The sequence below is a fragment of the Caballeronia sp. LZ001 genome, assembly GCF_031450875.1.
Lineage (GTDB): Bacteria > Pseudomonadota > Gammaproteobacteria > Burkholderiales > Burkholderiaceae > Caballeronia.
This window is the reverse complement of record NZ_JARTVX010000006.1, coordinates 95,075-114,515: the sequence shown is the minus strand read 5'-3', so window position 1 is coordinate 114,515 and position 19,441 is coordinate 95,075. Positions and strand designations below refer to the sequence as shown.

19 protein-coding genes and 4 pseudogenes are annotated in these 19,441 nt (G+C 59.1%); 9 read left to right on the top strand and 14 right to left on the bottom strand.

The genetic code is table 11. The annotated features are described in order from the left end of the window. Positions 1-256 precede the first annotated feature (256 nt). The 6 genes and pseudogenes from P9292_RS41160 to P9292_RS41140 all read right to left on the bottom strand — a co-directional run bounded on the left by P9292_RS41160 (position 257) and on the right by P9292_RS41140 (position 3,552). The gene (locus P9292_RS41160) at positions 257-850 is read right to left on the bottom strand and encodes a DUF2243 domain-containing protein (protein WP_309965686.1); all 594 of its coding nucleotides are present in this window, start codon (positions 848-850) and stop codon (positions 257-259) included. A 32-nt stretch (positions 851-882) separates the two neighbouring features. Beyond that, positions 883-1,110: pseudogene (locus tag P9292_RS43440) on the bottom strand (DUF2243 domain-containing protein); the annotation flags it as partial. A gap of 247 nt (positions 1,111-1,357) precedes the next feature. Beyond that, the gene (locus tag P9292_RS41155) at positions 1,358-1,855 is read right to left on the bottom strand and encodes a DUF892 family protein (RefSeq protein WP_309853313.1); all 498 of its coding nucleotides are present in this window, start codon (positions 1,853-1,855) and stop codon (positions 1,358-1,360) included. A 184-nt stretch (positions 1,856-2,039) separates the two neighbouring features. Next, the gene (locus P9292_RS41150) at positions 2,040-2,549 is read right to left on the bottom strand and encodes a hypothetical protein (protein WP_309965683.1); all 510 of its coding nucleotides are present in this window, start codon (positions 2,547-2,549) and stop codon (positions 2,040-2,042) included. Positions 2,550-2,554: 5 nt separating this feature from the next. Further along, positions 2,555-2,977, bottom strand: coding sequence for a hypothetical protein (locus P9292_RS41145; RefSeq protein WP_309853309.1), 423 nt, complete (start codon positions 2,975-2,977; stop codon positions 2,555-2,557). A gap of 47 nt (positions 2,978-3,024) precedes the next feature. Further along, a pseudogene (locus tag P9292_RS41140) lies at positions 3,025-3,552 on the bottom strand (DUF4142 domain-containing protein). Between the two features lie 197 nt (positions 3,553-3,749). Between P9292_RS41140 and P9292_RS41135 the strand changes: the two are divergent. Beyond that, entirely contained in the window at positions 3,750-4,304 is a 555-nt protein-coding gene (locus tag P9292_RS41135) for a DUF3005 domain-containing protein (protein ID WP_309965679.1), read from the top strand. Between the two features lie 384 nt (positions 4,305-4,688). On the opposite strand, the pseudogene nadE reads toward P9292_RS41135, so the two are convergent. The 3 genes and pseudogenes from nadE to P9292_RS41120 form a co-directional block, all read right to left on the bottom strand. Then, a pseudogene (gene nadE / locus P9292_RS41130) lies at positions 4,689-5,533 on the bottom strand (ammonia-dependent NAD(+) synthetase). 12 nt (positions 5,534-5,545) lie between these two features. Then, positions 5,546-6,046, bottom strand: a complete 501-nt coding sequence (locus P9292_RS41125; RefSeq protein WP_309966491.1) for a CinA family protein — start codon at positions 6,044-6,046, stop codon at positions 5,546-5,548. A 194-nt stretch (positions 6,047-6,240) separates the two neighbouring features. Beyond that, the gene (locus P9292_RS41120; protein WP_309965677.1) at positions 6,241-7,998 is read right to left on the bottom strand and encodes a putative maltokinase; all 1,758 of its coding nucleotides are present in this window, start codon (positions 7,996-7,998) and stop codon (positions 6,241-6,243) included. A 175-nt stretch (positions 7,999-8,173) separates the two neighbouring features. Between P9292_RS41120 and coxB the strand changes: the two genes are divergently transcribed. The 6 genes from coxB to P9292_RS41090 all read left to right on the top strand — a co-directional run bounded on the left by coxB (position 8,174) and on the right by P9292_RS41090 (position 14,212). Continuing rightward, complete coding sequence (gene coxB, locus P9292_RS41115; protein WP_309965674.1) at positions 8,174-9,130, top strand: cytochrome c oxidase subunit II; 957 nt, start codon at positions 8,174-8,176, stop codon at positions 9,128-9,130. Next, positions 9,127-11,025, top strand: coding sequence for a cytochrome c oxidase subunit I (gene ctaD / locus P9292_RS41110; protein ID WP_309965671.1), 1,899 nt, complete (start codon positions 9,127-9,129; stop codon positions 11,023-11,025). The genes coxB and ctaD overlap by 4 nt, the downstream gene beginning before the upstream one ends. Continuing rightward, positions 11,022-11,663 carry a cytochrome c oxidase subunit 3 gene (locus P9292_RS41105; protein ID WP_309853299.1) on the top strand — a complete coding sequence of 214 codons (642 nt, stop codon included), beginning with the start codon at positions 11,022-11,024 and terminating at the stop codon, positions 11,661-11,663. Before ctaD ends, P9292_RS41105 begins: the two co-directional genes overlap by 4 nt. Positions 11,664-11,737: 74 nt before the next feature. Further along, positions 11,738-12,004 carry a hypothetical protein gene (locus P9292_RS41100; protein ID WP_309966485.1) on the top strand — a complete coding sequence of 89 codons (267 nt, stop codon included), beginning with the start codon at positions 11,738-11,740 and terminating at the stop codon, positions 12,002-12,004. Then, positions 11,998-12,915, top strand: a complete 918-nt coding sequence (locus tag P9292_RS41095) for a cytochrome c oxidase assembly protein (RefSeq protein ID WP_309965668.1) — start codon at positions 11,998-12,000, stop codon at positions 12,913-12,915. The genes P9292_RS41100 and P9292_RS41095 overlap by 7 nt, the downstream gene beginning before the upstream one ends. A 52-nt stretch (positions 12,916-12,967) precedes the next feature. Further along, complete coding sequence (locus P9292_RS41090) at positions 12,968-14,212, top strand: cytochrome c (RefSeq protein WP_309966481.1); 1,245 nt, start codon at positions 12,968-12,970, stop codon at positions 14,210-14,212. A gap of 466 nt (positions 14,213-14,678) precedes the next feature. On the opposite strand, the gene P9292_RS41085 is transcribed toward P9292_RS41090, so the two are convergent. Together P9292_RS41085 and P9292_RS41080 are read right to left on the bottom strand one after the other, a co-directional pair. Continuing rightward, a complete protein-coding gene (locus tag P9292_RS41085; RefSeq protein WP_309965665.1) occupies positions 14,679-14,912 on the bottom strand; it encodes a hypothetical protein in 234 nt (77 codons plus the stop codon). A gap of 206 nt (positions 14,913-15,118) precedes the next feature. Beyond that, a complete protein-coding gene (locus tag P9292_RS41080; protein WP_309965662.1) occupies positions 15,119-15,985 on the bottom strand; it encodes an SDR family oxidoreductase in 867 nt (288 codons plus the stop codon). A gap of 502 nt (positions 15,986-16,487) precedes the next feature. Between P9292_RS41080 and P9292_RS41075 the strand changes: the two genes are divergently transcribed. Both P9292_RS41075 and P9292_RS41070 read left to right on the top strand, forming a co-directional pair. Beyond that, the gene (locus P9292_RS41075; RefSeq protein ID WP_309965659.1) at positions 16,488-17,363 is read left to right on the top strand and encodes a manganese catalase family protein; all 876 of its coding nucleotides are present in this window, start codon (positions 16,488-16,490) and stop codon (positions 17,361-17,363) included. A 106-nt stretch (positions 17,364-17,469) separates the two neighbouring features. Beyond that, the gene (locus P9292_RS41070) at positions 17,470-17,661 is read left to right on the top strand and encodes a DUF3460 family protein (RefSeq protein ID WP_309965655.1); all 192 of its coding nucleotides are present in this window, start codon (positions 17,470-17,472) and stop codon (positions 17,659-17,661) included. A 140-nt stretch (positions 17,662-17,801) separates the two neighbouring features. Here P9292_RS41070 and P9292_RS41065 read toward each other — a convergent pair whose 3' ends face one another. From P9292_RS41065 to P9292_RS41055, 3 genes and pseudogenes are all read right to left on the bottom strand, one after another. Next, positions 17,802-18,206, bottom strand: coding sequence for a hypothetical protein (locus P9292_RS41065; RefSeq protein WP_309965652.1), 405 nt, complete (start codon positions 18,204-18,206; stop codon positions 17,802-17,804). A gap of 58 nt (positions 18,207-18,264) precedes the next feature. Next, a complete protein-coding gene (istB, locus tag P9292_RS41060) occupies positions 18,265-19,083 on the bottom strand; it encodes an IS21-like element helper ATPase IstB (RefSeq protein ID WP_309965649.1) in 819 nt (272 codons plus the stop codon). Continuing rightward, positions 19,080-19,415: pseudogene (locus tag P9292_RS41055) on the bottom strand (IS21 family transposase); the annotation flags it as partial. The pseudogene P9292_RS41055 and the gene istB, both read right to left, overlap by 4 nt. Between the last annotated feature and the right edge of the window lie 26 nt (positions 19,416-19,441).

Sequence of the window (19,441 nt, the reverse complement as noted above, 5' to 3'; positions counted from 1 at the left end):
CACTTCCGATCGGGAATGGCAGCGAGGCATCGACACGCGGTATCGTGGGCGCAGCGGCTTTCCTCGCTCTCCTCAGGCGATGCGTGGCGTCGCGCGACGCGACTTTGCTCCGCCGCGCGACATGCGCACGCCACAATTGCTGCGACCGTGGATCGACGGGAAAATTGAAAAAGATACAGCTTGAAAGCGAAAGGCGCTGCATTGTTGCACAGTATATGTAGCGCATGACAACCTGCAGCAGGCGGCGAACGGCTATTCAAATGCTGCATCCCGCTAAGCCGATGCTGACACGAAAAATCAGAACGCCCTGTCGCACGCTGGGAAACCATGAGGCGGACTGGAAGCGCGGTAGTTGAACGGACCAAACGTTTCCCAAGCGGTCCGTCCAGAGGATGCGCGCGTCCAACTGGTCGATTTCGTCGAATATCTGCGCGGTTGAAACACCTGGTAGCGTCAATAGCATCGCTCTATCGCTTTGAGGCGAATAGGCGGCTGCCAATACCACTGCAACAACTGCTAGCAACGACAGTGCGCAAGGGCGTGCTCGCCTTTTAATCGGTCTCTGCTGTTCATTTGCGACGTCGGCTGTAGGACGTGCCGGTGGCGCCGCACAACGGCCATCTACTCCGTCGCCTTTATCATTGCGCCCGATTGCCCAAGCAGCCAGGGCTGGGACGATACCGAAAACCACCAGCCAGACCACATCCCAGAGAACCGGCTGCGCCGCGTCGTCTTTGATATGGTGAATCTGCAACACCCAATGATCGACAACCGCATCCAAGCCGTGCCATAAAGCGAATCCAAATAACGCCGATGATAAAACTTGTTGGAAGTGGCCTTCATTTGACAAATGCCGGCCTCTCCACATTCAATCGAAGCGGCAAGTACCACGAGCCACAATGCGGCGTGGAAGACCCCGTCTGCAAAAATCTGAGCGCGTAGATCCCTTCTCCAAGGTTGTTCAACTCCACTGAGCAAGTGATGCCACTGCAAAATCTGATGGAGGACGATTCCGCCAAAGAGCCCTGAGATGCCGAATCCTAGCAACAGAGGCGGAAGCCAACCTTTCCGGCGGAAAATCCGCGATAGTGCAGTGCCGTGCGGAGCCATCATCTCAATGCCCCCCGCGCAGCAAGCGCGATGCTTGTCCGTACTTCAAAACATGGCAGCCAAGCGTGATGGAAGTCTTCGACCGTAACCGACGCAGCGCTGTCCTTGTCAGGGGCGCTTGACTTCAACGGGGCATATAACGGGCGTTGCCCCGGTTATTAGCGGGAACTCGAACACCGGCTTGCTCGAAGGTAGCGGCGGCTTACCTTGGCAAGCCGCCCTACAAAAAGCACGGTTCTTTGACAGGTCACTTGCCGACTTCTTCCTCGGATAGCTCTTGCTCGGCAAGCAGCGTCAGCTTCTTGTCCGTCGCCTTCTCTTCTTCCAGGGTCTCCAGAAGAAGTTTCATACCGTCGTTATATCCAAGTTTCTTCGCAAGCGCAGCCAGCGTTCCGTATGTCGCAATCTCGTAGTGTTCGACTTTTTGCGCAGCGGCAATCAGCGCGGCATCGAGAATCGGCCCTTTCTCGATCTCTTCGATTTGCTCCTGTCCTTCTTCGACGAGGCCCTCCATCGCAACGCACTTCACGCGCTTTAGTTTGATGGCAGATAACTCGACAACCTGGTCGATTCGTTCAATCTGGCCCTGCGTCTCTTCCAGGTGCGTTTTGAACGCTGCCGCCAGATCAGGATTTGTCGCCGCTCGGGCCAGTTTCGGAAGCGCTTTTGTCAGTTGCTTCTCTGCACTGTAGACGTCCGACAGGGCATGGATGAACAGGTCATTGAGGGTGGTCGCAGCGGCCATGATTTTCTCCAAAAATATTGGTTGATTAAAAGCACATCATCTATTGCAATCGTCATGCCGTGAAACTGCGTTCAGCAATTCGCATGACTGAACAGCGCGGCTGTCGTGCATAGGCTGATGAATCCGCTTAAAATTTGCCGTGCGTCTGTACCGACGAGGCGGCTGGAAGCGTCGGCTCACATTGCTAGGCCCCATGAAATGCGCATACTTCGAGCAGGCCGGGGACGTAGCCGCCAGGTATAGCCTGAAACCAGCCCCAAAGCTGGCGCTGCACCGACTCGTCGGCCAGCGCATCGTAAGGAAAAGCAGCACGCTTCAAAGCAATGGATAGTCGCTCTGCGGCGCAATGCAGGCTCAGACGCCGCTCTGCAGACGGCTGCAGGCGATTGAGCGCTTTCAGGATTCGGTTGCGCTCCGAAGCATGCAGTGCCGAATGGAGCAGCATTTGTTGCAGGACGTAATAAAGGGGCACACGAGAGTCTTCAGGAATCTTCGTCAAAAGAGGGCTGAGCGACGATTCGACGTCGGAGACATCTGCTGCGCCAACCATGACACATGCCAGCCGAGCCCATTCGGAACGGGATAGCCCACGCAAGTCGGCGGCATCCGCATTTCCTGTTGCACAAGCCGATGCCAGATGAGCCACCGCCCGGTAATCCTTCGCGCCTTTTGCCTTGTTTGCTTTGACCGACATAACCATCAGGTGCCGGGAGCATACGCTCCGTTGTTGTTGATGCGATCGACGGACCAGTCCGTCTCGCAAAGGGCGCCGTGCGTAAGAGGCGATAAAGTGATCGGGCAAACCAGAGAGTCGATCCGCTTGAGATAGGACGGCGTGACGTGCGCGTCCAATATACGGCGCCGTTTATATGCATTGATGCGAAGTTGCAGCCACTTCGACACGAATCGGTCGGGCCGGTGTTGGGCAACACGGAAATGCTCGCGTCCTGCCGCAAACCCTTGAAGTACCGCGGGATCGCGCACGGCCGTATCCATCGCGCGCCCGAAGCGGGCGAAGTCCCAGCCGATGTCGAACGCGGTTTCAGGTGTACTGGCCGATACCATTGCGTTTATTCCGGCAAATGCATCTTCGAACGGCTCGATCGGCAGGGAAAGCCGCATCCCTCGCTGATCGAAGAGCCAGAGCAAACTCGCGTTGAAGCCTCTCGTTACTGCACGCCCCTCTTTGCGGCAAGGGCTTGCGCCATCTCCAGATGATGCTGAATGGTCGGTAGCGCTTTTTGCGCAGCCTTCTTCAAATCCGCGTTCTGACCTTCCTAGGCTTCTTTTTGGAAAGCAGCAACGGCCTTCTGGTGCCCGTCTATGCCGACGGTCTTTATATACGCGGTATCGAACGCCTTTCCACTGAGCGGCTTGAGCTTATCGAGTACCGATGTGTCCGAATTGTCCTTAGGAACCGCCATGCCATGGGGCGCAGCCATTTTGAGCTGGACCGTCAGTTTGGTGTGGTCGAGCATCATATGATGCGCGAAGTCTTTCACGTCTTCATCTTGCGACTGCTTGCTCGCCAGCTTTGACGTGTCTATCTCAGTCGAGCTCGACTCGGAAGCGGCCTGCACAAACGCTTTATCGACCGCAGGAAGGTCGTTTGCCTGCGTGGTGCTTGCGGCCTGCGTTTGCGCGAATGCGGCGGGTCCGGCAACGATGAGTGCGGACGTCAGTGCCGCGAAAAGAATCGAATTCGTTTTCACTTTAATGCTCTTGGCATTGGGTCTTACTGCAGATCCATAAAGCAACCGGTGTGCCGCACGAATCGGGTCCAAGACAAACATATCCGGGGCACACCCAATGCTCCTAAGGGGATGTCGAACGGCAGAAAAGGCACTCCGATTCGTTCTCCTCTTCCAACAACTGAGCTACCGCAGGTAATCCCTTGAATAACGCCGAATCTAATCCCACTCAATTGCAGCAAAAAGAAATTCAGGCGCAGACGCCATCGGAGACGCCTGCTACCGAAACTGCGCGAGCGGATGCGCAAGTCATGGCCAAGGACCACGCGGGAAAGAAAAGCCCGTCTACTTCCTACGCAAACAACGAGAGCGCCCCGCTGCCCGAAATAGATGTCGACTCGGTCACCGCGCAGTCAGCAGACCCGATCGAGCGCGCGCAGTCCCGAATTGTCTCTGTCGACAATGCGAATATGGACGCGTCCGATGATACGGTCGACACCGATGGAGAGGGGCTCGAAGCCAAGCGCGATCTACCGCTTCAACACGATAACGTTGTTGGCTCGAATGCCACCCTGGACAACAACGTTCCCGCGCCCGCCCGTGGACTAGGCGGCATTGACAGCCGAGCCGAAGGCAATCGGCCGGTGACACGTCTCCGCGCGGGCTGGACCATGGTTTATCACCGGTGCGTTGAACTGACCGACCGCAACGGCGGCCGCGTTGAGCATCCCATCTCCATCGAGCAAATACGACATTGAACATGTGCTCGTCCGCAAAGCGCAAATGCGCGCCCACCCGCTTTATCAACAGCTCGCTTTACATGGCTGGCCTTTTCGCCGCGGTCCCGCTTTTGATCAGCGCCTGTTCATCGAGCGGCAGCACAACGCGTCAGGCAGTAGAGGCGGACACGCAAGCCTATCGCTGTGCCGGTTTCGATCCTGTAGCCGACGAAATCGATTACCCGTCTGACGTAGGACGAGCGAGCAAGCGGCTGCAAGGTAAGCCGGACTGCCACCGTGGTGCCGGTGCAGGAGCAAGTACCTCTGTAGATCCCCGCCAGCAGCATGACGGGGCCGCGAATCTATAGCAGCACCTTGTGAAGCCACCAGCTACGGTGCAGTCAGCTCCTCGTAACTTAAAGATCAAAGTGGCGCGACGACAGGCACTGTCACCGGAAGCGAGCGTTTATGCTGCGTAGCGATATAGAGCGCCGCACGGTCACCACCACTTCGTCCTTGCCCTCCAGAAAATCATCGATGTTTTCGTAGCTGACACCATAACTGTCCTCGTCAGGACGCTGCGGCGTCAATGTTTCCAGATCGGCGGTCGGCACTTTGATCACAAGCCGTTCTTCCGCACCCATCAAGCGGGCTAGTGCACGCACGCGTCGCTTGGTCAGACCCGAAAGGGGCAGAATGTCCGCCGCCCCGTCACCGTACTTGGTGAAAAAACCCATGAGTGATTCGGCGGCATGGTCAGTACCGATCACTACGCCCTGTCTGGCGCCCGCAATCGCATATTGAGCGATCATGCGTTCACGCGCCTTGATGTTGCCGAGTACGAAGTCCCTTTGATAATCATCTACGTATTGAGCGCCCGCCTGCTCGAGCGACAGAAGCATCTCATCGGATGAACGCTGGATATTGACGGTGAGCACTTCGTCCGGCCGAATGAATTCGAGCGCATGTTGGGCGTCCTGCTCATCGCGCTGGACGCCATAGGGCAGTCTGACCGCCACAAAGTGCGCTTCGTATCCGCGCGCGCGAAGGCGTTCAACCGTCAACTGTGCCAATCGGCCGGCCACGGAAGAATCGACACCACCACTGATCCCTAGCACATACGTTCTCAAACCTTGAGAAACCAGGTAGTGCGACAAGAAAGTCACGCGCCGCTCACGCTCGGTTTCCTCGTCGAAATCGGGTTGAACGTCTAGCGCGGTCATGACTTCTTTTTGCCAAACTTGCCAGTCGCTGCTGCCTTCTTGCATTGCAAACTCCCGTCAGCCTTTCGGTATGCTGTTGAAGTGGTGCTCGATACGCGACAACGCGTACAGCGCAGCGGCGCGTCTGACGTCGTTACGCTCGCCGTCGAAAATTTTAGTCTCGGTAACGCTCACGATTTTGCCATCACGCAGCTTGAGCGCCCATCCGAAACACTGCGTTCCGGGCGCTGGATCATCACCGGCGTTTCCATCGGCGACGCCCGTGTTGGAAATACAAACATCAGCACAACACGCCTCAAGTCGAAGTGCCCCTTCTGCCATTTCCTTCGCCACTTCTTCGCTTGTCAGGCCGTGCTCGTTCATCGTTGCTTCCTTGACTCCGAGGAAGCCCGCTTTACCGGATGGCGAATAGGTTATGAAGCCAACGTCCAGGCAGGCGCCGCTGCCCGGCACCGACGATATAAGCGATGCAATGAGTCCTGCAGTACACGATTCTGCGGTGGCCAGTTTAAGGCTTCTTAAAGTCAAAAACGAAACGACCTGCCTCGGGATATCCATTTTTCCGTCTCTCTCAGTTTTTGATTTAATCGGCCAGAAGCCAGCGCAGCAATCACTACACCAGGCGTCGTTTGCGCGCGGGCCGGTTGCGACGCTTCTGCGCGATCGCACATTGCTTGAATTACCCCGTCCTCGGCAGGAAGAAAGGACGCTGACATGCTTGACCGCTTCACGCGAGGCTTTTTCGCCAATGGTCATGACCTCTCACGCTTTTCTCCCAACTTTTTCAGTGGAGGAAATCGCGTCAATGCGTCCATGAGCCCGTGTAACGGAATTTGCAACCATTCCGGACGATTCGCTGCTCCATAACAGACCTCGTATGCCGCCTTCTCGACGAGAAAAAGGTCAAGGAGGCCAGGGCCCTCGTCCGTGTCTTCCAGGCCGGCGCCATGCGGTGCAGCCGACGCATAGCTCCGCAGGAAAGCGTTTTCAGCGGCGGAGCGGGACGCCTGAACCTGTGCCGCAAGGCTTTCGTGACTGCTCCTTGTCTGCCCGCTTCTCTCCTTCAAATGAAACGCCGCCGCATATGCAATGGAGCGGAGCAGCCCAGCCACGTCCCGAAGCGGATGGGACTTCATTCGCCGTTCATCCATCGGCCGGGCTGGCTCTCCTTCAAAATCGATGATGAATGCGTCCTGCTCGGATAGAAGCACCTGCCCGAGATGGAAGTCGCCGTGGATACGGATTTTCGAGCTACCATTTTTTCTGAAGGTCGAATCTTCGATGGTCGTGATTATCTCGTTGCGATGGTGACTAAATAAACGGAGAAGTGACTCGTCATCAAGAGATGCGCCCGTCAGCGCTTTGCCGCGCTGGGAGACTATCTCAAGTGCCTTATTGAGTTGCACAACCGCAGCGTTTTTCCATACCGTAATATCTTGGTCGCTTGCCGGTTCCTGGTCGAACGCCGGCCCGCCTCGGCCGTTGGCCAGCACGGAATGAAGCTCGCCCAGGCGCAGACCCACGGCATGCGTCATCGCCTGTACGCTTGCAAAGGTGCCGATGGCATTCGTTGCCGACGCATACGAAGCTCGGTCGGGGTCCGCCGCTCCGGGCGACGCTCCTTCGCAGAACTTCTCGACGGCGAAAGTCCACGCGTCGCCGCTGTTCGGCACAAAGCCCTGAGCGACAGCGAGTGTGCGCTGACGCTCCGCACGATCCGAATGAATTACTTCCGCGAAAAGAGGACTGGAATTTCGGTATCCGGCGCGAGTCAGGAATCGACACATTTCCGGCTCGGGGTGCACGCCGTCCTCCAGACGTCGCATTAGCTTGAGCACGGTGTGGCCGCCGATAATGACGGAGCTGTTGCTCTGCTCCGCCGACAGCCACCGCAACTCCTCCTCACTTCTGTGTTTCAGGCGGAAGGCGTCCTCCGTAAAAAAGTCCAACGCTTCGCCATCTTGAGCGCCGACGGAGTGACCTGCGCCGATGTTACGCAACAGGGCGCGGACGAATTCGGGAACGAAAAAAGCATCGGTCACGACGCCAGTCCGGCCTAAATGCTCTATTTCCGCGAGCGTCATCTTGCGCGCCAGTTCCGTTGCGTCGCCCGCGCACTGGTCGTCCCAGATTATCGCGAGCGGCAAAGAGTAGACCTCCTCGTTTCCGTCCAATCCGACCCGGACCTGCGTCATCACACCGATGTCGTCGATCGACGGCGGCGAGGCGGTCAGCCGAATTTGGCCTATGTCACGGTCCTTTGCGGAATACCAGCGCCGCTCGGACAGATAGCGAGGCAGCACATGCTTCTCCAGCACCGTAATGTTCGCCTCGGAAAGCAGGTCAGACAACTTGCTCGCGCGTAAGGTGGCTCGTGGCGAATTGGCATGTGAATGCTTGGCCATGGTCTCAAGCGCCAATTGCCAATGCCCTTCTGCCCTTCCCTCGGGCCGTCCTTCCCTTTCCCATTGTTCATATGCGACTTGGCGCAACCGCTCGATCTCGTCCATAAGACTCTCTGAAATCTCCCCACGACAGCGTGTAGTATTCCCTAGGAGCTGACTGGCGAGCAATCGCGATGCCGCTTGAACCTTATTGGCAATTGCTTGCATGCGGACGTTTGGAATAGCGATTGCTCGTTCATGCGCGGCTGAACTTCCCCACCCATAAATCGACTAGGCCATTATGCAAGATGCACTGAATCCGGCTGGAGTTCAGGCGAGCCAGATCTTGCGGCTCTGGCATCTCACGCTCGCGGTTTGCTGCGTCGTCTTCGCGGCGATACTCGTCGCCTGTGTCATCGCGTTATGGCGGGCAAAGCGGGCGCGGCGGGGCTTGACCCCCGACCTGTCTTCGACCGAACATACCGAACCGCGCATGCGACGCGCGGTGATCACCGGCACAGTCGTGTCTGCCGTACTGCTCTTCGGCCTCATCTTCGCCGATGTCCTCACTGACCGCGCGTTGTCGCGCCTGCCGGTCGCCGATGCGCTGCATATCGAATTGACGGGACACCAATGGTGGTGGCAAGCGCGCTATCTTCCCGACCGCGGCGCGCCCGGCTTCATGCTGGCCAACGAACTGCACGTGCCAGTGGGACGGCCGGTGGTCGTCGCGCTAGCCGCCGCGGACGTGATCCATACGTTCTGGGCGCCAAACCTGCATGGCAAGAAGGACATGATTCCCGGGCGTGACACCACCATCGAATTTCGCGCTGACAAGGCCGGCGTTTATCGCGGACAGTGCGCCGAATTCTGCGGCGCGGAACATGCGTTGATGGCGTTTTCGGTCGTCGCACAGTCACCCGCCGACTACGACGCGTGGGCCGCCCGGCAGCGGGCCGACGCGCCATCGCCGCCGAACGAACTCGCCACGCGTGGCCGCGACCTCTTTCTGTCAAACGATTGCGCACGTTGCCATGCCGTGCGCGGCACGACCGCGCGCGGCATGCTTGGGCCCGACCTGACGCATCTGGCGACGCGCCCGAAGATCGCGGCCGGCACCCTCGACAACGACCACGACACGCTTGCGCGCTGGATTCGCGATCCTGACGCGCTGAAACCCGGCGCGCTGATGCCGCCATCGCACTTTGCCGCCGACGACATGACGGCGCTCGTAACCTGGCTGGAGACTTTGCGATGAGCCACGCCGCCCATGCAGACCGCGCCTCGCTTGCCGCGACCTGGAGCGATCCACCGGGCTTGCTCGGCAGACTGTGCGCGATCAATCACAAGACCATCGCGCGGCGCTTCATCGTTACAACTTTTGTATTCTTCGTGCTTGGCGGCGTGATGGCGCTGGCCATGCGCATGCAACTTGCGCGTCCGGACGCAAAGCTGATCGGCCCGAATCTCTACAACCAGCTCTTCACCACGCACGGCACGACGATGATGTTCCTGTTCGCCGTGCCCGTCATGCAAGCGGTCGCCACCTACCTCGTGCCGCTGATGATTGGCGCGCGCAGCATCGCGTTTCCCCGCATGAACGCTTACGCCTACTGGGTGTTTCTGTTCGGCGGCTTGCTGCTGTTTGCATCGCTCCTGTTCAACAGCGCGCCGGCTTCCGGATGGTTCAGCTATGTGCCGCTCGCGGGGCCCGATTATGCGCCCGGTAAAGGCTCCGACATTTGGGCACAGATGATTACCTTCACCGAGTTGTCGGGCTTGCTCGAAGCGATCATTCTTATCGTCACCATCCTGAAGATGCGCGCACCCGGCATGTCACTCAACCGTATGCCGCTCTTCGTCTGGGCAACGCTCGTGACGCAGGTCATGGTCCTCTTCGCGATGCCTTCGGTCATGCTGTGCAGCACGGCCCTGATACTCGACCGGTTAGTCGGCACGCACTTCTACAATCCCGCCAAAGGTGGCGACGTTCTGCTGTGGCAGCACCTCTTTTGGTTCTTCGGGCATCCCGAGGTGTATCTCATCTTCATCCCGCCGCTCGGCTTTATATCGTCGATCATCCCGACCTTCGCGCGCCGGCCGATCTTTGCCTATCCGGCGATGGTGCTGGCGCTTATCGCCATTGCGTTTCTTTCGTTCGGGCTTTGGGTGCATCACATGTTCGCGACCAACATCCCCGAACTCGGCAAGAGCTTCTTCACGGCCGCGAGCATGATGATCGCCATTCCGTCGGCATTGCAGATCTGCTGTTGGATCGGCACGCTCTGGACCGGCAAACTAGACCTCCGAACGCCGTTGCTGTTCGTGCTTGCGTTCTTTTTCATCCTCGTGCTCGGCGGCTTGACGGGCATCATGGTCGCCTCGGTGCCGATCGATCTTCAGGTGCACGATACTTACTTCGTCGTCGCGCATCTGCATTACGTGTTACTCGGTGGCGCAGTATTTCCGCTGTTCGGCGCGTTCTTCTACTGGTTCCCCAAGTTCGCCGGGCGCATGCTGAGCGAGCGCCTCGGGCGCTGGCAGTTCTGGCTGTTTTTCATTGGTTTCAATGTGACTTTTTTCCCGATGCATCTGCTTGGCCTCTACGGCATGCCGCGCCGCGTATGGACCTATCCGCATGGCCTCGGCTGGGACGGCATGAATCTCATGTCGACCGTCGGCGCCTGGATCATTGCCGTGAGCGTGCTGCTTTTTATCGTGAACGTCATACGCAGTTTGCGCAGCCAGACGCGTGCGCCAGACGATCCGTGGGGCGCGGGCACGCTCGAATGGAGTGTGCCGTCTCCGCCGCCTGCGCATAATTTCGATGTGATTCCCGTGGTCCACGGACGCGATCCGCTGTGGGAACCCGGCGCGCAGCCATCATGCGTCGCGGGCCTTGCCGTGGACGCGCGCGAGGTATTGGTCACGAGCGTGCTCGATGCGACGCCCGATCATCGGCCGCTGTTTCCCTCGCCGTCGGTCTGGCCGTTTGCGAGCGCGGTGGCAACGACCGTGCTGTTCATCGGCTCCATCTACACGCCGTGGGCTGTAATATGGGCGTCTGCGCCAGTCGCGGTCGCGATGATCCTGTGGTTCTGGCCAAAACGCGGCGATAACCGGATTGCGCTCGCGCGGGAGAATCGTCCGTGAACGCGCCTCATGTACGCAGCCAGGCATCCGAAACTGGCGCCGCAGAGCAGCTCGTGCTCGATGTCGCCGGACTGCCGACCTACGCCTTCGGCCATCGCAGCCTTATGTGGTGGAGCACGATGGGCCTGATGCTGATTGAGGGGACCGTCTTCGCCATCGCGGTGATGATGTACTTCTATCTGCGCGCACTCTCCTCCGCCTGGCCTATGGCAGCGGCGGCGCCCGAACTGCGCTGGGGCACCGCGAACACGCTGGTGCTGATCGTGAGCCTGGTGCCCAATCAGTTTGCCAAGCGTGCTGCGGAGCGGGGTGAGCGCGAACGCGCACGGCTGTGGCTATGCGTGTGCGTGGTGCTGTCGCTGCTGTTCCTCGTGATTCGCGGCCTGGAATTCGCGACGCTCAACGTGAGCTGGTACGCGAATGCATATGGGTCCGTCGTGTGGCTGCTGCTCGGTCTGCATACGACCCATCTCATCACCGATACCGTCGATACCGCGGTGCTTGCCGTGCTGCTGTTCACCGGCCCTTTCGAGGGCAAGCGTTTCGTGGATGTCAGCGAGAACGCCATCTACTGGTATTTCGTGATTTTAAGCTGGCTGCCGATGTACGGTGTGATTTATCTCGCGCCACGATTCTAAGGATGCTTATGCGGATCTGGCTCGCGCTTATCATCGCTCCTTCAATCGTTCTGACGTGTCTGAGCGTGAACTACATGCTTGTCGGTCCCTCTTGCCATCTGGCGAGCCAGGTGCCGCTCGATGGCGTTAGCATCGCGGGCTTTGCTGCGTGCGCTCTTGCAACACTGTCCGCGGGGCTGCGCTGGCGGGATATGCGTGTGAAGCACCGCGTTGCCGTCGACAGCCCAGCGCGGCAGGCGCGCGCGAGCTTCATGGCCGCGGTTGCCACGGGCGTCGGCAGCCTTTCGTGTGTCGCGCTCGTCGCCATTTCCCTTCCGCAATGGATACTACCCGCGTGCTGAAAGCGCTGCCCTTCCTGATCGTTCCATGCCTTGCGTGGGGCCATGAAGTCACGGCCGATGCGTCCGGCGCACCCTACCTCGGCTGGACTTTCGAGCCGTGGGTAGTGGTGTTGCTCGTGCTGACTCTGGCGCTCTATCTCACCGGCTACGCGCGTTTGCGCCTGCGTGGCGCGCGCGGTCACGCACTGCGCAGATGGCGGCTCGCCGCCTTCATCGGCGGCTGGGTGACGCTGACGGTCGCGCTCGTTTCGCCTCTGCATGCGTTGAGCGAGGCCCTGTTCTCGGCACATATGCTGCAGCACGAGCTGCTCATGCTCGTGGCCGCGCCATTGCTCGTCATCGGCCGGCCGCTCGCCATTTTCGTCTGGGCGTTTCCCTCTAATGCGCGCCTTCGGATCGGCGCCGCGACGCGCTCGGGCTGGCTCAGGCATCCCTGGCGATGGCTGACCGCGCCAGCCGTCGCCTGGGTCCTGCATGCGGCAGCGCTCTGGTGCTGGCACGCACCGCGCTTCTTCGAGGCAGCGCTCGCGCGTCCCGGCATCCATGCGCTCCAGCATGCGAGCTTTCTCGGCAGCGCGTTGCTGTTGTGGTGGACTGTATTCGGGCGGATATCGCCCGCCCAAGGTATCACGAGCGCACACGCCATGCTTTCCCTGTTCACGACCATGGTCCATACCGGCGCCCTTGGGGCGTTGCTGACGCTTGCGCCAGGCGTGTGGTATCCGTCCTGTATTGAAAGCACCCTGGCGTTGGGCTTCGACCCGCTGCAGGATCAGCAACTCGGCGGACTCATCATGTGGGTGCCAGGCGGGCTTGCCTATTTCATTGCCGGGCTTATGGTCGCCGCACGCTGGCTTGCTCGCAGGCCAGCGTCGAAAGTGTCCGCTCCCCCTGTTGCCGGAGGGCGTTGAAGTGTTCTCTCCCTCTCGACGCCTCTTCACTTTCAGCTTCGCAATGCTGGCGATGATGCAAAGTCTTTGTGTATTCGCCGCCCAAGACACGCCATCTCCCGAACTCATTGCACGCGGCGCGTATCTTGCCAAGGCAGCGGACTGCGCAGGATGTCATACGGCCGCGAAGCACGGTGCACCCTATGCCGGCGGACTCGGGATGGCTTCGCCCTTCGGCACGATCTTTACCAGCAATATCACGCCGGATCGGGAAACGGGCATAGGCGCATACAGTTATGACGATTTTGCGAAGGCTTTGCGCGAGGGCGTGGCGCGTGGCGGCAAGCCGCTCTATCCAGCCATGCCTTATCCCGCCTTCGTCAAGATCGGCGACGAGGACATGCACGCGCTATATGCCTACATGATGCATGGCGTGCCTGCGGTCAAGCATCGGCCCCCCGAAACGAAAGTGCCATTTCCGTTCAACCAGCGCTGGGCGCTGCGCTTGTGGACCGCGGCATTCGTTCCGAAGCAGCGGTTCGAACCGCACGCCGACCGCGATGCGAGCTGGAACCGTGGCGCTTATCTGATTCAATCGCTAGGTCATTGCGGTTCGTGTCACACGCCCCGCGGCATGGCCTACCAAGAGCGCGGTTACGACGAGTCGTCCAAAACGTTCCTTGCTGGCGCTGTGAATGACAACTGGTTCGCGCCGAATCTGCGTGCCGATCCAGGTTCGGGCCTTGGTCGTGTCAGTGCCGAAGACCTTGCTTCGTTCCTTAAAACCGGACACGGCGCCGGAATGGCTGCGTACGGAAGCATGGTGCAAGCCATTGAAGACAGCCTGCAATACCTGAGCGATGACGACCTCCGTGCAATCGCCGGTGATCTGAAGAGCCTGCCGCCAACCGGCATCGCCGACGGCGCATTCGAATCCGCCCCAATGCAAACGGGACGGATGAAGACACGCGCTCCCGAGATTCCGCCCGCTCAGGGGCGTGACGTGTATGCGGCTTTTTGCGCGAGCTGTCATCGCGATGATGGCACGGGCGTGCCCGATATGTTCCCGCGCCTTGCGGGCAACCCTTCGGTAATCAGCGAAGACACTACATCGCTCATCCGGCTTCTTGTGGAAGGCGGAAACACGCCCGCCACCGCGCATGGGCCTGCACGTCAGGCGATGCCCGCATTCGCCGGCAGACTGGAAGACTTGCAACTCGCGCAAGTTCTTACCTATATCCGCGCGTCATGGGGAAACGACGCGCGCCCCGTTACGACCAATGACGTCGCAACCTTGCGCGATTCGCTACACAAGTGATGCCTGGCTTCACCCGTTAGACAACCCGTATTTTGCTGATGCCACATATAGTCTTGCATGCTGACCTGAGGCAGTTCGGGTATAGCTCTGGCTAAGTGCTAAGAGCGCCAGCGCGAATGCACAGTGGCGCCACACCAGAGGAGAATCAGGATGAAAACAGCCAAGCCGACCAATGAGACTGAACGGGATGTAAAGGCGTCCAAACCAGCAAAAGACACTAACACTACTGCCGCGCGTCCTTCCGAAGGAAGGCATGCTGCCAGTCACACCAAGGCGGGAACCGGACACGGAGCGGGGGGAGGAAAAAAACAAAAGCACTGAGGAGCGCTTCCGGACGTGTCGGCCGGCAAGATGACGTCGGCCGTCAAAACCTTGATTTGGATCAAAAGACTGTTCGTGTGAAATTACACAATTGGCCTGTCGCGGCGCGCTGTCAACGCAACGTGCGCATGGCTGTGCTCTGCTTTCAAGTTTTCTCGCCTTTGTGTGAGTCGTCGGGCACCGGCCCCTCTTCATCTATCGTGCTGCCTTGTCTCCAGATGTCTTTTCCCGCCTCGGACAGTTCGCCACTGCTCGTATCTTTGCTTGCATGTGTTCCCTCGACGGCCATCTCGCCGCCTGCCTGCTCCTGGGCCGGAAGTTTCTGTCCCTTCTCCGCAGCGACTCGATCATCCTGTGAACGCCCTGCATATGTTGCCATGCTTCACTCCTTAGGTTGGTTCCCTGCCATTCGACAAAAATCCATTCATGATGAAGCAAGCAGCGCGCCCCGTCCGGCGGACTATCCTAGGCTGCCCCGCGTTGCTCCACCGGTTCCACACGTGCGCACTACAGGCCGACCTTGGGTCCACCATCGACCTCTTCACAAAGGCTCGTGGCAGCAGATCGACAAAAAACAGGCGGCTTTCAGATGATGGGCTTGCCGCCCGTCACCGCGACGGTCGCGCCGGAGATGTAGCTCGCCTCGTCCGAGGCGAGCAGCACGTAAGCGGCGGCCAGTTCCGCGGGCTGGCCGGCGCGCTTGAGCGGCACTTGCGAACCGAAATTCTTGACCTTTTCGACGGGCATCGTCGAGGGAATGAGCGGCGTCCAGATCGGTCCCGGCGCCACGCAATTCGCGCGAATACCGCGTTCGGCAAGCAGCAGCGCGAGGCCGCCCGTGAAGTTCTGGATTGCCCCCTTCGTACTCGCATACGCGATCAAACCGGGATTCGGCGCGTCCGCATTCACCGACGTCGTGTTGATGATCGCCGCGCCCTCCTTCAGATGCGGTAGCGCCGCCTTGGTGATGCGAAACATCGCGCCGATGTTCGTCGAGTAGGTCTTGTCCCACTCGTCGTCGCTGATGTCTTCGAGGCCGTCGTAGGTCATCTGGTAAGCGGCGTTGTTTACCAGCACTTCGAGATGGCCGAACGTCTCCACCGTCTTCGCGACGAGTTCGCGGCAATGCGCGCGCTCGGTGATATCGCCCGGCAACAGCAGCGCCTTTTGTCCCGCTTCTTCCACCCAGCGCGCGGTCTCCCTGGCGTCGTCGTGTTCGTCGAGATAAGAGATCGCCACGCTTGCGCCTTCGCGTGCGAACGCAATCGCCACCGCTCGCCCGATGCCGCTGTCGCCACCCGTGATGAGCGCAATCTTGCCGGCAAGTTTGCCGCTGCCTTTGTAACTCTCCTCGCCGTGATCGGGCTGTGGATCGAGTAGCCGGGTCAGTCCGGGGCGGTGTTCCTGCTGCTGTTCGGGAAACGGCGGCTTGGGGTGATTTTTTGCGGTCATATATCCTCTACAGGGGTCGCTAATCTCGATGACATCTTGTCGAGCAATGGACGGACCTATGCAAGGAGTTTTTTGGCTGTCTCGCAGGCACGACTGCCCGTGCGCTGAGCAAAGCCATTCGTAACTCTGTTTTGCGATCGTAATTGCCACCGCCTAGCTTCACAAGCGATTCTGCCCGATTCGCATCTCGCAGCCAGTCAATGCTATCTAACGAGAGCGGTCGCTCTGGTCGATGAAGGCGTATTTCATCTCTGTCGAATGAAACGAGCTAGCGCTTAACTGTTCGGAAACCACTCGAACGGTTGATGACCTGGTATCAGGTCTCTCCATTCGATCTCTTATTTCAGGGCACACGCGTTGCTCAGCAACTTGCACCGCGACGCCAATCTCTGCAAATTGAGGTAAGTGCCTCGTCGCATGCCGTGCACCAGAACTTATCGAGATCGGTCGACGCGCGGTCCCAAACATCACGGTTTGAACATCCCTACATAGGAGCATGACTATGTTCGTTCATAACAAACGTCTCCAATACACCGTGCGCGTCGGCGCCCCCGATCCGGGCCTCGCGAACCTTCTACTTGAACAGTTCGGCGGGCCGCAGGGTGAGCTTTCAGCGGCAATGCGGTATTTCACGCAGGCGGTAGCCGAAGATGATCCGGGTCGCAAAGACTTGCTGTTCGATATCGCCACGGAAGAACTCAGCCATCTGGAGATCATCGGCTCGATAGTCGCGATGCTGAACAAGGGAGCTAAGGGTCAGCTAGCCGAAGGCGTGCAGCAGGAAGCGGAGATGTATCGAGCGCTCACGGGCGCAGGGAATGACTCCCATGTCACGCAAGTGCTATACGGTGGCGGTGCACCGCTGACCAATTCGGCAGGTTATCCGTGGACTGCAGCGTACATCGACTCGATCAGCGAGCCGACCGCAGATCTGCGCTCGAATATCGCGGCTGAGGCGCGCGCCAAGATCGTGTATGAGCGTCTCATCAATGTGACAGACGATCCGGGTATCAAGGATGCCCTTGGATTTCTAATGACGCGTGAAATAGCGCACCAGAAATCTTTCGAAAAAGCGTTGCACTCGATTCAGCCAAATTTCCCGCAAGGCAAGCTGCCCGGCAAGCCCGAATTCACAAGCGTGTATTTCAATATGTCGAGCGGGGACGATGTCCGGGGCCCTTGGAACCAGGGCGGCGACTGGAAGTTTGTGGAGAGTCCTGAGCCGGCAGTCGACGGCGGTGACGGCCTTGCCACGGTCACGGTTGCCGAGGAGGACTTAGGCGTGCTACAGGCAATGGCCGCCCGGACAGTATCCGACCCAGCCAGCGACCCCGTGACCGGTGCCGACCTCGGCGCAGGCCAGGCGACCCAGTTGTAATCGAATGCGGGCCGCCGATAGCTTGGCGGTCTGCTATCCAAAAGAGGACGACGGGCGGAGACGCTCAGTCTCGTGCCCGATCGTTCTAATCCATGCGAGAGTCAAGATGGACCGTAATTACGTTTCGAGCTTCGAACAGTTTCTAAACCTATATAAGGCGCAGCATCCAAAGACCGATGACGAGCAACGGGAGGGACGCGCTCTTCTCTGGGATAAAATTCCAATGATCAGCGCCGACCCCTCGCCTGCCGACGACGAGCTAAAACAGCCTTCCTATCCCTATTACAAATCGGTTTGATATTGCGCTCGGTTCCAGGTCTCTTCCGACTTCGTCAGTTTGCCTGCGCGATCTCAATCCATAACGCCAGTGATTGTTCGACAACGCATGGCGCGTCCGATGCAGGATTGAGAAGCTCGCTCGCCAAGGCGTTCTCGGAACTATCGTTTGGCGCTGCCACAGGTGTCTGCGTCGCCGAGACCACGGGCCCGCCTCTGCGCCGATAGGCGAGCCTGCGCCGCCTCCAGATTGCGCGGGTAGTAGAAATCATCCTCCGTCGGACGATAGCCCACGCTTTCCAGCGCCTGTAGTTCGCATAGATTCGAGGCGTGAATCGAAGACTGACTGACGGAGTCGATCGGATCGGATTCACAGCCCGCCAACATATAGCACGACACATAGGCAACTATCCAAAGGCCGCGTACGGGCACGCAACGAAACATAACTAAACCCGCCATAAAGACCTTCACGACTTCTACGAGCATCCGCGCTCCCGCGTAAAGTTTGAAGAGCAATTTTTTACAAGCAACGGGTGTGCCGCCGAGATCCAGGATGGACAGCGTCAAGCGGCACGGCCGCCCAGCGACAATTACTTGGCCGGTCAGCGGGTTTAATTGTCGCTGGCTAACTCATAGTTGTCGCGCTTCCTTCCTGATTCCGCTCGGGTAATTGTCGCTGGCGAGTGCTTTGTTTGTCGCTGGCCTTACGACGACGATAGCTTTCGACGTTGAGCTCGAAGATCGTCGAATGGTGTACAAGCCGGTCAATGGCGGCCACGGTCATGCCCGGATCAGGGAAGACGTCATTCCAGCCGGAGAATGGCTGGTTGGCTGTGATCAGAAGGCTTTTGCGTTCGTACCTCTCGGCGATCAGTTCGAACAGCACGCTGGTCTCGGCCTGGTCCTTTCGCGCGTACGACAGGTCGTCCAGAATGATGAGTTCGAAACGATCGAGCTTCGCGAGTGCAGAGGGCAGCTGCAAGCTTTTGCGCGCAGCCTGCAGTTTCTGAACGAGTTCACTGGTCTGCGTGAACAGCACGCGATAGCCGACGTCGATCAGGGCATGACCGATCGCTGAGCCCAAATGGCTCTTGCCGGTCCCGGGTGGCCCGAACATGAGAATGGTCGCGCCTTTCTCGAGCCACGACTCTCCGGTGGCCAGAGCCGTCACATGCGCTTTGGAGACCATTGGCAGCAGACCGAACTCAAACGTGGCAAACGTCTTGGTCGGATCCAGATGTGACTCGTTGCGATGTCGCTCGATACGCCGTTTTGCACGCTCGGCCAGTTCATGCTCGAACAGTGCACCTAGCAGTCGCGAAGCCTGCCAGCCTTCCTTGTCCGAACGTTCGGCAAACTCTGGCCACAACCTGCCAATGGTTGGCAGACGTAGCTCGTTGAGCATCAGGCCCAAACGGCCGTTGTCATGCGCGGGAGCCTTCATGCTGCCACCTCGCTGAGCAGTGCGTCGTAGACCGCCGCGGATGGCATCTCGACCACCACCTCAGGACAGATAGTCTCGCGCGGTGCGAGTTCCTCACGCAACTGCTTCAGCTCGGGGAGCTCACCCACCTCAAGCAGTGCATCGAGCCGTTCGGCCAGCACTGCCTCGACGCCGTGATGTGCGGCGAGTTCAAGCAGGCCCACGATGGTTTTGCAGGCCTGGCGTTGCGTCAGTTGCGCCTCCAGCGCTTCCCAGGTCCGGCGATTGGCATCACGCGGAAACAGCGCGTCGCGAAACGCGAGCCCCCTGAACGCCTGGGGCTTTCGCTTAACGCCCGCGTCGTGCCACTGGGCAATCT

What these genes read in the sequence shown, in the direction of transcription:
- istB (WP_309965649.1), bottom strand. Translation starts at nt 19,083, where the DNA reads ATGAAGGCTCCCGCGCATGACAACGGCCGTTTGGGCCTGATGCTCAAC.
- ctaD (WP_309965671.1), top strand. Translation starts at nt 9,127, where the DNA reads ATGAGCCACGCCGCCCATGCAGACCGCGCCTCGCTTGCCGCGACCTGG.
- P9292_RS41150 (WP_309965683.1), bottom strand. Translation starts at nt 2,549, where the DNA reads ATGTCGGTCAAAGCAAACAAGGCAAAAGGCGCGAAGGATTACCGGGCG.
- P9292_RS41120 (WP_309965677.1), bottom strand. Translation starts at nt 7,998, where the DNA reads ATGGACGAGATCGAGCGGTTGCGCCAAGTCGCATATGAACAATGGGAA.
- P9292_RS41085 (WP_309965665.1), bottom strand. Translation starts at nt 14,912, where the DNA reads ATGGCAACATATGCAGGGCGTTCACAGGATGATCGAGTCGCTGCGGAG.
- P9292_RS41100 (WP_309966485.1), top strand. Translation starts at nt 11,738, where the DNA reads ATGCTTGTCGGTCCCTCTTGCCATCTGGCGAGCCAGGTGCCGCTCGAT.
- P9292_RS41075 (WP_309965659.1), top strand. Translation starts at nt 16,488, where the DNA reads ATGTTCGTTCATAACAAACGTCTCCAATACACCGTGCGCGTCGGCGCC.
- P9292_RS41090 (WP_309966481.1), top strand. Translation starts at nt 12,968, where the DNA reads ATGATGCAAAGTCTTTGTGTATTCGCCGCCCAAGACACGCCATCTCCC.
- coxB (WP_309965674.1), top strand. Translation starts at nt 8,174, where the DNA reads ATGCAAGATGCACTGAATCCGGCTGGAGTTCAGGCGAGCCAGATCTTG.
- P9292_RS41145 (WP_309853309.1), bottom strand. Translation starts at nt 2,977, where the DNA reads ATGCGGCTTTCCCTGCCGATCGAGCCGTTCGAAGATGCATTTGCCGGA.
- P9292_RS41080 (WP_309965662.1), bottom strand. Translation starts at nt 15,985, where the DNA reads ATGACCGCAAAAAATCACCCCAAGCCGCCGTTTCCCGAACAGCAGCAG.
- P9292_RS41070 (WP_309965655.1), top strand. Translation starts at nt 17,470, where the DNA reads ATGGACCGTAATTACGTTTCGAGCTTCGAACAGTTTCTAAACCTATAT.
- P9292_RS41125 (WP_309966491.1), bottom strand. Translation starts at nt 6,046, where the DNA reads ATGGATATCCCGAGGCAGGTCGTTTCGTTTTTGACTTTAAGAAGCCTT.
- P9292_RS41155 (WP_309853313.1), bottom strand. Translation starts at nt 1,855, where the DNA reads ATGGCCGCTGCGACCACCCTCAATGACCTGTTCATCCATGCCCTGTCG.